At 69.6% G+C, this 13,035-nt stretch carries 7 protein-coding genes; 4 read left to right on the forward strand and 3 right to left on the reverse strand.

The genetic code is table 11. The features are described 5' to 3' along the window. Window positions 1-143: 143 nt before the first annotated feature. The 3 genes from APZ21_RS04695 to APZ21_RS04705 all read right to left on the reverse strand — a co-directional run bounded on the left by APZ21_RS04695 (window position 144) and on the right by APZ21_RS04705 (window position 3,121). Window positions 144-617, reverse strand: a complete 474-nt coding sequence (locus APZ21_RS04695) for a DUF308 domain-containing protein (protein ID WP_174553549.1) — start codon at window positions 615-617, stop codon at window positions 144-146. Window positions 618-962: 345 nt separating this feature from the next. Further along, window positions 963-2,495: an acyl-CoA synthetase gene (locus APZ21_RS04700; RefSeq protein WP_054811954.1), complete on the reverse strand. Its 1,533-nt coding sequence runs from the start codon at window positions 2,493-2,495 to the stop codon at window positions 963-965. 224 nt (window positions 2,496-2,719) lie between these two features. After that, entirely contained in the window at window positions 2,720-3,121 is a 402-nt protein-coding gene (locus APZ21_RS04705) for a hypothetical protein (protein WP_054811955.1), read from the reverse strand. 529 nt (window positions 3,122-3,650) lie between these two features. On the opposite strand from APZ21_RS04705, the gene APZ21_RS04710 reads away from it, so the two are divergent. The 4 genes from APZ21_RS04710 to APZ21_RS04725 all read left to right on the forward strand — a co-directional run bounded on the left by APZ21_RS04710 (window position 3,651) and on the right by APZ21_RS04725 (window position 12,772). Then, window positions 3,651-4,235, forward strand: a complete 585-nt coding sequence (locus APZ21_RS04710; RefSeq protein ID WP_054811956.1) for a GNAT family N-acetyltransferase — start codon at window positions 3,651-3,653, stop codon at window positions 4,233-4,235. Between the two features lie 44 nt (window positions 4,236-4,279). Next, window positions 4,280-10,816: a type I polyketide synthase gene (locus APZ21_RS04715; RefSeq protein WP_054811957.1), complete on the forward strand. Its 6,537-nt coding sequence runs from the start codon at window positions 4,280-4,282 to the stop codon at window positions 10,814-10,816. Then, on the forward strand, window positions 10,813-12,225 hold the full coding sequence (locus APZ21_RS04720; RefSeq protein ID WP_054811958.1) for an aminotransferase class I/II-fold pyridoxal phosphate-dependent enzyme: 1,413 nt from the start codon (window positions 10,813-10,815) through the stop codon (window positions 12,223-12,225). The genes APZ21_RS04715 and APZ21_RS04720 overlap by 4 nt, the downstream gene beginning before the upstream one ends. A gap of 130 nt (window positions 12,226-12,355) precedes the next feature. Beyond that, window positions 12,356-12,772, forward strand: a complete 417-nt coding sequence (locus APZ21_RS04725) for a hypothetical protein (RefSeq protein ID WP_054811959.1) — start codon at window positions 12,356-12,358, stop codon at window positions 12,770-12,772. Window positions 12,773-13,035 lie beyond the last annotated feature (263 nt).

Raw genomic sequence — 13,035 nt, forward strand, 5'->3', positions numbered from 1 at the left:
CGCGCTCGCCGCCCGCCGGGCAGCGGCAACCGGGGGCTCATTCTCCCCACGGGTCCTGAGCGTACGCACCATCCGCAATCGCGGATAGGCGGAATGGACGGCGGTTCACCACAGCGCACTGATCAGTCGGCGCACAACCGCATTCACGCTTCGGACGAGCGGAGTGCGACGAGGCCGCGTCCGACACCGGCCAACGCCAGGTTCGCCGCGCCGAGCAGAATCGAGGCGAGTGCGCCGACGATCCGCAGCGAGGTCGTGGATTCCAGCGGCGACAGCAGGACGACTATTCCGGTCAGCATCGTCGCGGCGGCGACCACCTCGTGCGGTACGGCGTCGGCGGCGTCGTCGTCCCACACGGCCGCGATCGCCCGGCCGACACCGAGGATCGCCCAACTCGCGCCGAGCCACATCGACAGCATCGGCACCGAATTCCCGTCGCTGAGACTCAGCGCGGCGAATCCCGCCGTCAGCAGGCCGCTCAGAAACAGGAAGGCGCGCAACGCGATCGCGAACCGGCCGTCGACGGCGAGGAATACCTGCGTTCCCGCGTTGATCGCGAGTCCGATGCCGAAAAGCAGGCCGAGTGAGGAGATCGTCGCGCCCGGCCACACCGCCACGAGCGATCCGAGCGCCGCCGAGCAGATGCCCGGAACAAGGACGGCTTCGCGGCGGGCGTGGAGCCGGGGACCGGTGGGCGTTGCGCGCGCGGTCGTGGTGGCGGCCCTGTGGTAAGGACGCGGGTACGGCCGATTCGTCGCGGCAAGAGAGCGTGTCGTCGTCACCATAGGGCCGGTATGCCCGCTCTCACGGCTTCGACACCGGTTCGTTCATCGGTTCGATGTCACAGGACCGCGCCACGAGTCGTGCGGTGGCGGATTGCCGGATGAATCCGCCACTCGTATCGACCGCGTCGAAGCCGTTCTCCACCAAGCGGTTCGCTGCGCCTGTGCGCCGTTATCGGTTCACAGATAGCGGGCGCGGAGCTTGCCCTTGACGAGTTTGCCGGTGGGGGTGCGGGGCAGGTCGTCGGAGAAGTCGACGGTGCGCGGCACCTTGTAGGCGGCGATCCGTTCGCGGAGATAGGCGCGCAATTCCGCCGCCAATTCCGTACCGGGTTCGACGCCCGGCGCGGGTTGAACGACGGCCTTGACCGATTCGCCCATCTCCTCGTCAGGAACGCCGATGACCGCCACGTCGAGCACCGCGGGATGCAGGGCGAGGGCGTCCTCGATTTCCTGCGGATATATGTTGACGCCGCCGGAGATGATCGTGAATGCCTTGCGGTCGGTTAGGAACAGGTAACCCTCCTCGTCGACGTAGCCGATGTCGCCGGTCGTGGTCCAGGTGGGATGGTCGGGGTGGACCGCCTCGGCCGTCTTGGCCGGGTCGTTGTGGTAGGCGAAGGGTTGTTCCTCGCGTTCGAAGTAGACGGCGCCGATCTCACCCGAGGGCAGTTCTGCGCCGTCCTCGCCGCACACCCGGATGACGCCGAGTCCGGCGGTGCCGACGGAACCCGGTTTGCGTAGCCACTGCTCACTGTCGATGAATGTGGCGCCGTTGGCTTCGGTGCTGGCGTAGTACTCGTACAGTATCGGTCCCCACCAGTCGATCATGGCCCGCTTCACCTCGACCGGACAGGGCGCGGCGGCGTGGACGGCGACCTCGAGGCTCGACACGTCGTAACGGGCCCGCACCGATTCATCGAGCTTGAGCATCCGCACGAACATGGTGGGCACCCACTGACTGTGGGTCACGCGATAGCGCTCGATGGCCGCCAGCGCGCCCTCGGCGTCGAACTTCTCCATCACCACCAGCGTGCCACCGAGCGCGTTCACCACGCCGCCGAAACGCAACGGCGCGGCGTGGTAGAGCGGTGCGGGGGACAGGTAGACGCTGTCCGACTCGAACTTGTAGAGGGGGCCGAAGATCGCGGTGTAGGTGTCCCCGGGCGGGTCGCCGACCTGACGATCGGACAGCGGTGGCTTGATGCCCTTGGGTCGGCCGGTGGTGCCGGAGGAGTAGAGCATGTCGGTGCCGCGCGGTTGATCGGCGAGCGGTTCGGGGGACGCGGCCGCGAGGGCTTCCTCGTAGGACTTGTACCCGGTGACGGCACCGCCGAATGCCAGCCGGATCTCGACCCGGGGTGTGTCCTCGACGACCTGCTCGGCCGCCTGCGCCAACGCCGCGTCGACGACGAGTGCGCGCGCACCGCAGTCCTCGACGATATAGCTGATCTCGGCGGGCGCGAGATGCCAATTCACGGCGGTGATGTAGAGCCCGGACCGCAGCGCGGCCCAATAGACCTCGTACACCTTCGGGTCGTTGCGCGACAGCAGTGCGATGTGGTCGCCCTTGCGCAGCCCCGCATCGTGCAGGTGCCGGGCCAGCCGCACGGAGTTCTCCTCGAGTTGCCGATAAGTCAGCGTCTCACCGGTCTCGGCCATGATGATGGCGGGCTTGTCCGGGAATCGGTCGACGTGTGCGCCGGGGTACATGCTGCTCCTCTGATAGCGGAGCGAACGACGCGAGTCGGCCGAACCGACCCGGTCCTCGCGGTGTCCGCTCCAGCGGTCATCCGAACCGGAATAGTAGCCGAAAGTGAACCATCATTCGTCGCGATTCGAATAGCCGCCGACTGCTGGCTGAGCGCCAACAGCGTCAACGGCGCTCGTGAGCCGACACGGACAACCGCGTAGCGACCCGGTGATTTCGCGGGTCGCTACGACCGCAACCCGGGCGGGCGCGGCGGCGTCGCCCTCACCGCGCCCGTCGGTCCCGGTGCGGCGCGGAAGCAATTGCCGTCGCACGTGTACACCCAGGCGGTGCCGCAAGTGAACGGCACCTCGACGCAGCCGCGCGAATGGCATACGTCGTCGCAGTACTCCCACGCCGCCGCTCGGGTCGCCGAGTCGTCGCGGGTTCCGAGGGTCATGGTCAGCAGAGGGCCGATGACGACAGAATTCGCGACGAACCAGCTCGGACCGAGACGGAGAATGCTGAACGGCGCGACGCACTGAGTGCTCTCGCCGCCGATGAAGTCGGTGGTGAGTAGGCGAACGGTATCCGGGCCGCAGTTGTCGAAGACCGCGCCGATCTCCGTATCGTCGTTGTATCCGCACACCAGAGCGGCTTCCGTATCCGCGGCGGCCGGCTGGGTGGTCGAGAGAAGCGACGCCGAGCGATAGGCGCTTCCCGGCCCTCGGTGTCGAATGTGCGCTTGGGGTGGACGTCCGGGATAGATGATTTTTTACCCGACAAGAGAATCGCTTCAGGCCAACGCATATCGATGTCCGGGTGGCCGACGGCCGCGCGATGCGCTGAGCATGGCGGGCGGACGTCGCCGGAAGTCGCTGTGCGCGTGGGGTAGCCGCGAGAACGCGCGCCGAACATGCAGCTGCGCAGCTGATTTGGTGGCGGAGTGTAGGTGACCACGGTCCATCGGGCAAGGGTGCCGTCGACTGTTCTTTGTCACAACTCCTCGGATGGAAAGTTGTCCCGTGAGTAACCTACTGTCGAGTAGCCCACCACTGGGCTCGCCGGAGCGTTGGACGGCGCAGTCCGTACACGGCGGACGCACAGGCACGAAAGCGTAAGGGACAGTTGTGAATCAACAGACTCGTCCGGTCGTTCGCCGAGCCACCCACGGGGATGTGGGCGACATCGTGAAGGTGCTCGCGCAGGCATTCGCGACCGACGATCCGATCGAGGAGTACGTCTTCCCGTCGATCGAGGAACGGCGCAGGCGGACGCCGGGCATGTTGCGGGCCATGATCCGGCACCGCTTCCTGCCGGTCGGCGGTGCGTCGGTGGCGCTGCTCGACGACCGGGTGGTCGGCGCGGCGCTGTACTACCCGCCGGTGCGTCGCACGCCGCTGCGGCACCGTGCGGTGGCAGGCCCGCAACTGCTGTGGGCGATGGGGCCCGCGAGCACTCGCCGCGGCGTGGCGGTGGACACGGCGATGGCGCAGGTAGCGCCGGTTCGTCCGCACACCTTCCTGGTCTATCTGGGCTGCCTGCCCCGCATGCGGCGTCGCGGGGTCGGCCGGGCACTGTGGGGCGCGCTGGCCGAGGCGTCCGACGCCGCGGACGCGAGCCTCGGCGGCATCTGCAAGGACGGCAATGTCGCCTACTACCGCGCGCTCGGCTGCGACCTGGTCGAGCGCGTACGGATCGGATCCGACGGGCCGCAGATGAACTTCGTCCTGCGTCCCCCCGCCTCTGTCGCCGCGCCCTGATTGGTTCGCGCGCCGGGTTTTTCGAGTTTCACCGAGGAGTCGTTGTGTCTGATGTGGCCGTTGTCGGTATCGGTTGCCGGTACGCGGGTGGTGTCGATTCGCCGGAATCGTTCTGGGACTTCCTGATCGACAAACGCGACGGCGTGGTCGACATCCCGCCGCAGCGGTGGGACTACCGGCGCTTCTACGACCCGGACAGGCGCACCCCGGGCCGCATGTACACCAAGCGCGCGGCGTTCATGACCGCCGACCCGTGGGAGTTCGACCCCGACTTCTTCGGCATCTCCCCGCGCGAGGCGGCCTCGATGGACCCGCAGCAGCGCCTGATCCTCGAGGTGGCCTGGGAGGCGCTCGACGACGCGGGCATCGCCGGACGGGTCACCGGAAGACCGGTCGGCGTGTACGTCGGCGCGTTCACCCTCGACCAGCTGGCGGTCTCCGTGGCAGGAGACGCCCTGCCGCATGTGGACATGCACACCGCGGTCGGCGCCTCCTACACCATGCTGTCCAACCGGATCGCCTACGCGCTCAACCTGGTCGGACCCGCGGTCACCCTGGACACCGCCTGCTCGTCCTCGCTGGTCGCGCTGCACCTGGCCTGTCAGGCGTTGGACAACGGCGACTGCGAGGTGGCGATGGCGGGCGGGGTCACCATGCTGTTGCAGCCCGAGCCGTTCGTGTCCATGTGCAAGGGCGGCTTCCTGGCCGCCGACGGGCGCAGCAAGCCCTTCGACGCCGCCGCCGACGGCTACGGCCGCGGTGAGGGTTCGGGCATGGTCGTCCTCAAGAGGCTCGCCGACGCCGAACGCGACGGCGACCGGATCTACGCGGTGGTCAAGGCGACCGGCTCGAACCAGGACGGCCGCACCACCGCCATCACCGTGCCCAACGCCGATTTGCAGGAGGCGCTGGCCAAGACGGTGACCGAGCGTGCGGGCATCGCCCCGCACGAGGTCACCTACGTCGAGGCGCACGGCACCGGCACCCCCGTCGGCGACCCGCTGGAACTGCGCGCCATCGGCCGCGCCTACGGCCGGGTGCCCGGCCGCACCGGGCCGCTGGGCGTGGGCTCGGTGAAGGGGCAGCTCGGGCACACCGAGGCGGCGTCCGGCATCGCGAGCGTCATCAAGTCCGCGCTGGCCATCGCGCACCGCACCATCGCACCGCAGGGCTGGCTCGACGAGCCGAACCCCGAGATCCCCTTCGACGAACTCGGCATCCGACTACAGCTGGAGGCGGAACCGGTCGGACCCGAGGTCGAGCGAATGACCGTCGCCGTCAACGGTTTCGGCTACGGCGGCACCAACGGGCATGCCATTCTGCAGGAATACGTCGCGCCGCGACGGGACTCGCGCCCGCCGCGCCACCACGGCGTCCTGCCGCTGTCGGGCCGCAGCGAACCCGCCGTGCGGGAGCTGGCCCGCGGCTTCGCCGAGCACATCGCGGCGGGCGCGGACCCGCAGCGCCTGGCCGAGGCGGCCTGGACCCGCCGGCGGCACCACCCGTATCGGACCGCGGTGCCCTTCGGCGACGAGGCCGAACTGGTTCGCGGCCTCGTCGAGCTGGCCGAGGGGAGTGCGCGCGGCGCCGCCAAGGTGATCCCGCGTCACACCGACGAGCCGGTGTTCGTCTTCACCGGCATGGGCCCGCAGTGGTGGGGGATGGGCAGGCAGTTGTTGGAAGCCGACGGCGTCTTCGCCGCCGAGGCCCGTCGCGTCGACGCGGAGTTCCGCGAGATCGCGGGCTGGTCGATCGTCGAGGAGCTGCTGCGCTCGGAGTCGGAGTCGCGGGTGACCGGCACCGCCATCGCACAACCGGCGAACTTCCTGGTCCAGGTGTCGCTGGTGGCGCTGCTCGCCGAATCGGGCATCCGGCCCGCCGCGGTGGTCGGCCACAGCGTGGGCGAGGTGTCGGCGGCCTACGTCACCGGCATGCTGTGCCTGCGCGACGCGCTGCTGGTGAGCTATCACCGGGCCCGGTTGCAGGCCACCACCGCGGGCTCGGGCGGCATGCTCGCGGTGGGCCTCGCGCCCGCGGCGGCGCGCGAATTCATCGACGGCGACGCACAGGTCGACATCGCCGCTGTCAACAGCCCCAACGCCGTCACCCTCGCGGGCGCGGTGCACCGGCTCGACGAAATCGCCGAAAGCCTCACCGCCGAAGGGATTTTCGCCAAGCGGCTGCACGTCGAGGTGCCTTACCACAGCTACCTGATGGAGCCGATCCTGGACGAGCTGCGCGGCGCGCTCGCCGATCTGAAGCTCACCGATCCGGTGCTGCCGCTGTACTCGACGGTCACCGGTCAGCGGGTGACCTCGGGCGACTGGGACGCCGAATACTGGTGTGGCAACGTACGAAACCCCGTGCGCTTCGCCGACGCGGTCACCGCGCTGGTCGGCGCCGGTAGCCGGGTGTTCCTCGAGGTGGGCCCGCATCCGGTGCTGGGCGCCAACATTCGCGAGATCCTGCTTGGCGCGGGGGAGACCGGCACCACCGTCGCCACCCTGCACCGCACGCGGGACGACCACGACAGCATTCGCCGCACCCTGGCCGACCTCTACACCGCGGGCGTGCTCGACATCGACGCGCTCTTCGCCGACCTGCCCGCCACCCCGCACACCGACCTCCCGCGTTACCCGTGGCAGCGTACGAGACTGCGCTCCGACCTGCCCGTCTTCGAGCAGCGCAGGCACGGCACGCCCGGCGCCTACCCGATGCTCGGCGATCCCGACCTCGGCGACCCCACCACCACCTGGACGGTGCGGCTGAGTATCGGTGCGATGCCCTGGCTGGCCGACCACGTCGTCGGCGGCACCCGCATCCTGCCGGGCGCCGCCTACCTCGACGCCGCGCTGAGCGCGGCCGCGCTGCGCGGCGAGACCACCCGGGTGGCGGTCGAGGACGTGCGATTCGTGGCGCCGTTGGTCGTGGCGGACGGCGACGCGCCCCTGGTGGAACTGCGGGTGGAGGAATCCACCCGACGCTTCGTCATCCGCTCGCACGGCGCGGCGGCCGAGGCGTGGACGGTCAATGCCACCGGAAGGCTGGTCGAGGGCATCTTCGAACCGGCCGAGGTGCGACTGCCCGATATCGCCGACATGCACGAGATCGTGCCAGAGGAGTTCTACGGGGGCCTGGCCGCGCGTGGCCTGCGGTACGGCCCGGCATTCCGGCGCGCCACCTCGGTGCGGGTGCGCCAGACCACCGTGCTCGCCACCCTGGACGCCACGATCGCCACCGACTCCGGCCACCTGGCGCACCCGTGCGTCGTCGACGCCGCGCTCCAGAGCATCGCCGCACTGCTCGTCGGCGGCGGCACGAGCAACGACGGCGCGATGGTGCCGGTCGGAGTCGATTCCGTGCGCGCCTTCGCGGCCATCCCCGAGCAGGTGACCGTGCTCGCCCGGCTCGACACCGCGGGCGAGCCGCGCGCCGACATCGACCTGCTCGGGGCCGACGATTCCGTACTGCTCCAGATCCGTGGCATGCGCTTCGGCTCCATCGCCCCCGGCCGCGGCGCGCTGGCGCGGATGACCGATTTCTTCTACGAGAACCGTTGGGAGATGCGCGATCCGGTGGACCGTACCGCGCTGCCGCCCGCGGACACCGTGCACACCCTTGTGGTGGACCTGGCCGCCGAGACGACCGCGCGGGCGCGCCGGATCGCCGGGATCGTGGCGCGTGGCGAGGTGCTCACCGTCGCCGACCCGAACCGGACCGACCTCGAGGACGTGTTCGTCGAACGCCTGCACGCCGCCGTCGCAGCCGACGACGTGCACCGATTGCACGTGGTGGTGGTCGCCGCGCGCCACACCGACCTGGACACCCTGTGGACGCTGCGCAGACTGGCCGTGGCGCTGGAGAGCTTCCTCGAGGTCCGCATGGACCAGCTCGGCGTCGACATGCCGATGACCGGCGACGGCTCGATCCACGCGACCGTCGTCACCGAGCACGCCTACGCCCATCCGGCGGGCGACACCGCCCCCGATCCGATGCACGCCGCCGTCGCGGGCGCGCGCCGGGTGCTGCTCAACGAACAGCCGCGGCTGCGCTGGCGACTGGTCGACCTCGACGTCGACACCGCCGACACGGAACTGGCCGCGGAGCTGAACATTCCCGGCGCGTTCACCTACGACCACGCCGACGAGGTGGCGCTGCGCAACGGCCTGCGGTGGGTGACCGTGGTGACCGCGAGCCTGCCCGAGCGCGTCGAGGCGCTCGAGCAGGCCGCGCCGCTCACCGACCCCGAGGCGAACTTCGCGCTGGAGATCCCCAAGTCGCGGGTGCTCTCCCGCTTGGCCTGGCGCGAATGCGGCCGTCGCGCACCGGAATCCGGCGAGGTCGAGGTGCGGATGCGGGCCGTCGGCCTGAACTACAAGGACCCGCTGAAGATCCTCGGCGTGCTCACCGAACGCGATCTGGCCCAGACCTTCTTCGGCGGCTCGCCGGGCATGGAAGGCATCGGCACCGTCACCAGGGTCGGCGAAGGCGTCACCCACGTCGCCGTCGGCGATACGGTGAGCCTGGGCTGCAAGGACATGATCCGTCGGTACAACACCGCGGACGCCGACCTGGTCAGCAAGCTCGACCCGGACGTCGAACCCGGCCACTGCACCAATTCGACCGCATTCGGCACCGCCGAGTACGCGCTGCTGGAACTGGCGAGGGTGCGGCAGGGCGAGACGGTGCTCGTGCACGGCGCGGCGGGCGGCGTCGGCGCGGCGGCCGTGCAGATCGCGAAACTGCACGGCGCCATCGTGATCGGGACCGCGAGCACCGAGGAACGCCGCGCCTACGCGCGCACGCGAGGCGCGGACCACGTGCTGGACTCCCGGTCGCTGAACTTCGCCGAGGACGTGCTCGCGCTGACCGGCGGCCACGGCGTCGACGTGGTGATCAGCACCGCGCCCGGCGATATGCTGCGCCGCAACTTCGAGGCCGTCGCGGAATTCGGGCGCATCGTCGAGGTCGGCAAGGCCGACATCTACACCGGCGGCATGCTCGACATGCGCCACTTCGACAAGAACGTCTCCTACCACTCACTCGACCTGGACCGCATGCTCGCGCGCCGCCGCACCCACACGGTGGACCTGCTGCGCCGGGTGAATACCAAGCTCGCCGACGGCGTGTACGTGCCGCTGCCCTACGAGCTGTACGGAACCGCTGAAGTGACAAGGGCTTTCGAGGAGGTCGCGCGCTCCACGCGGATCGGGCGGGTCGCGCTGAGCTTCGAGGAGCGGGCGCCGTTGGTGCGCCCGCGCATCCCCGAGGTCGAGATCGACCCGGCCGCACAGTATCTGGTCACCGGCGGCTACGGCGCCTTCGGTCTGGCCGTCGGTCGGTGGCTGGTGGGCAAGGGCGCCGCCCGGCTGACGCTGCTCGGCCGGGGCGGCGCGAGCACCGAGGCGGCGCGCAGGCAGCTGGCGGTCTGGCGGGAGACGGGGGTCGAGGTGACCGCCGCGCGCGGTGACGTCACCGACCCGGCCGTGATGACCGAGATCCTGCGGGACCTGCACACCGCCGAACATCCGCTGCGCGGTGTCTTCCACACCGCGGGTGTGCTGGACGACAAACGCATCACGATGATGGATCGAGACAGCCTCGCCTCGGTCTACCGGCCGAAGGTCGAGGGCACCCGCGCACTGGTGCGCGCGCTCGCGCAGGTGGGCATCGAGATGGACATGTTCGTGCTGTTCTCCTCCGGCAGCGCCATTTTCGGCGGCGTCGGCCAGTACTCCTACACCGCCGCCAACATGGCCCTGACGGCGCAGGCCGACGCCATCGTGCGCCGAGGCGGCGCGGCGCTGGCGATCGGCTGGGGGCACATGTCCGGCGGCGGCATGGCCGAACACGACGACAACATGGCCCGTTACCTGCGGAACACCGGCTTCGACTCGATGCCGCTGGACGAGGGCACCGAGTACATGGAGAAGGCGCTCGAACTCGGCCTGCACCACCACGCCGACATCATCCCGATCGACTGGGGCAAGGTGGCGGCCTCGGGACCGCACTTCGCCCAGACCGGACGGGTGGCGGCGCTGATCGCCGCCGCGGCGCAGGACGATTCGGAGTCCGCACGGCTGGCCGCGGCGCTGCGTGAACTGGACGAGGGCAAGCGCGGCGAGGTCGTGGCGTACATGCTGGCCGAACAGCTGGCCACCGTGATGGGCGTGTCCGCCGACTCGATCGACTTGATCGTGCCGGTACCCGAACTCGGCCTCGACTCGCTGATGGCGGTGGAATTCGGCGCACTGGTGACCAAGAGTCTCGGCATCGACATGTCCTCGCTGAGCATGGGTCGCACCTTCACGTTGGGGCAGGCGGGCGCCCGGATAGCCGAACACCTGGTCGGCGGGGGATCGGGGGAGGTCGGCGCGGCTGCCGATTCGCCCGGCCGGGCGGCGGCCCCGGTCGACGCCACCGGAAATCCGTACGGCACCGAATCAGGTCTGTTCGGCATGCTGGAAAATCCGAATAGAGCCGCTGTTCATCCGAACGGCATAGCGACTGAGTCCATGGCGGCGGCAGCCGCGCCCGGCGAGCCGGTCGACACAATCGCGGGAGCGGGGGACCGGTCATGAGCGAATCCGCGCGCGACCTGGCACGAAAGTTGTTGTTCGCGAACGGTTCCGGGGAAGGGAACGGATCGGTCGCGGCACCCGGCCGGGCGGGATCCCGGCCCCCCTCGCCGGTGTCCGCCTCCGCCGCGGCCCGGCCGGCGAGCACGTCGGCCCGCCCCCGCCGCGGTCCGGGCAAGCAGTTCGCCGATCATCCCGAGGTGGCCGCGACCGTGGCCAAGCAGGCCGCGATCGTCAAGCTCTACGACGACAGCGACATGCCCAACCCGTTGTTCCTGCCGCGGTCGGGCCCCAACGACGCGACCATCCGGTCCGCCGGGCGCGAGCTCGTCAACTTCAGCGCCTACAACTACCTCGGCCTGGCCAACCATCCCGGCGTGGTGCGGGGTGCCAAGGCGGCACTCGACCGCTACGGCGCCTCCGCCGCGGCCAGCCGCATCATCGCCGGGGAGATCCCGCTCTACCGTGAGCTGGAGGCGAGACTGGCCGCGATCTATGGCGTCGGTGACGTCATGATCACCACCAGCGGCTACCTCACCAACGCCGGCGCGCTCGGCTTCCTGCTGCGCGAAGGCGACGTTGCGGTGTGCGACGCGCTGATCCACGGCAGCGTGGTCTCGGGCACGCGGTGGTCGGGCTGCCGACGAATTACGTTCCGCCACAACGATCCCGAATCACTGCGTGCGGTGCTGCGGATGTCACGGTCGGGCTTCGACCGCGCGCTGGTGGTGCTAGAGGGGCACTACAGCATGGACGGCACGGTCGGCCGGGTCGACGAATTGGCCGCCATCGCAAGGGAATACGACTGCGCGGTTATGGTCGACGAGGCACATTCGTTCGCCGTGTTCGGCGACCACGGCCACGGCATCCGCGAGCACTACCGCATGCCCGCCGACGCGGTGGACATCTGGATGGGCACGCTGTCCAAGGCGCTGGGCAGTTGCGGCGGCTTCCTGGCCGCCGACGCCGATCTCATCCGCGCGATGAAGGCCGCGGCACCGGGCGTCGCCATGCTGACCGGCGGTCCGGCGCCCGCCGCGGTCGGGGCGGCGCTGGCAGCCATCGACATCCTCGAGGCGGAACCGGAGCGACTGACCCGCCTGTGGTCCAATGCGAAACAGTTCACCGCGCTGCTCACCGAGCGCGGCTCGGATCTGGGGATCTCCGAGGGCACGCCCATCTGTCCGGTGATCGTGCCGGGTGAGGTGCGGTCCGGTTTCGTCTCGTCTTACCTGCTGCAACGCGGGGTATACGCGGGCAATATCTCCGCGCCCGCGGTGCCCGCCGGACAGGAGCGGCTGCGGTTCTTCCTCACCAGCGAGCACACCGAGGCGCAGTTGGTCACCGCGGCGGATCTGCTGGCCGAGGCGATCGGTCACGCCCGGCACCTGCCGGACCCGACCGCGCCGTGATTCCGCTGGGATCGGCCCTCGGATCCGGCGGTCCGCGGAATGGTCTTCAGGAAACCGCAAGGAGTCCATAAGCGTTGGACGGCAACCTTACTGCGTACCACTCGGCAGTACACAGAGCAATGGGGGAATCATGACTGTCTTTCTCACCATCGTCCGCAAGGCGGCGTTCGCCATGGTCGCGATCGCGGCGACGTTCTTCGTCGTCACAGCGGGCGCGGGCGCAGCGAACGCCAGCGGGGTCTATTCCGAGCTGAAGTTCGCGCCCGGCACCGACCACGGCTCCGTGGACGGCTACATCAACCGCGGGTACGTCGACATCTGGGTGCTCGACGCCCGCGCCGGTCAGCAGATGACCACCGAGCTCATCTCGCACTACACGTCCGCGTCGGGCACCGCCGTCTACACGCTCACCGCGCCCGGCGGCCGGCAGATGGTCACCGACACCACCTGGAGCCAGGTCTGGCTCCCGGCGACCGGCACGTACTACCTGACCATCACGTCGGCGGAGCACGACGCTTCCTACACGATGAACGTCAGGATCGTCTGAGCCTCGCGGTAGTGTGAGACCGGACTCCGAGCGATAGCAAGTCGAGGGATCGGGGGCCCTCGGCGTAGCACGCATCGAGGCGAATTCTCCAGGTCGGCGGCTTCCACCAATCCGCGAATATCGCGGTCCAGGTGGCAGCCGCCGGCCACTGCCATTGTCGACCACTGCCGGCAATTCGTCAGTTCGGTGAAATCATCTATGTAGGTGAGGGTTTCGCGCGCGCTGACTCGGTGGGCCACACCTCCGGTGAGCGGCCGCCGACA

Origin of the sequence: Nocardia arizonensis, assembly GCF_001310275.1 — a bacterium.
In the GTDB taxonomy this organism is placed as follows: Bacteria; Actinomycetota; Actinomycetes; order Mycobacteriales; family Mycobacteriaceae; genus Nocardia; species Nocardia arizonensis.

What these genes read in the sequence shown, in the direction of transcription:
- APZ21_RS04725 (WP_054811959.1), top strand. Translation starts at nt 12,356, where the DNA reads ATGACTGTCTTTCTCACCATCGTCCGCAAGGCGGCGTTCGCCATGGTC.
- APZ21_RS04720 (WP_054811958.1), top strand. Translation starts at nt 10,813, where the DNA reads ATGAGCGAATCCGCGCGCGACCTGGCACGAAAGTTGTTGTTCGCGAAC.
- APZ21_RS04700 (WP_054811954.1), bottom strand. Translation starts at nt 2,495, where the DNA reads ATGTACCCCGGCGCACACGTCGACCGATTCCCGGACAAGCCCGCCATC.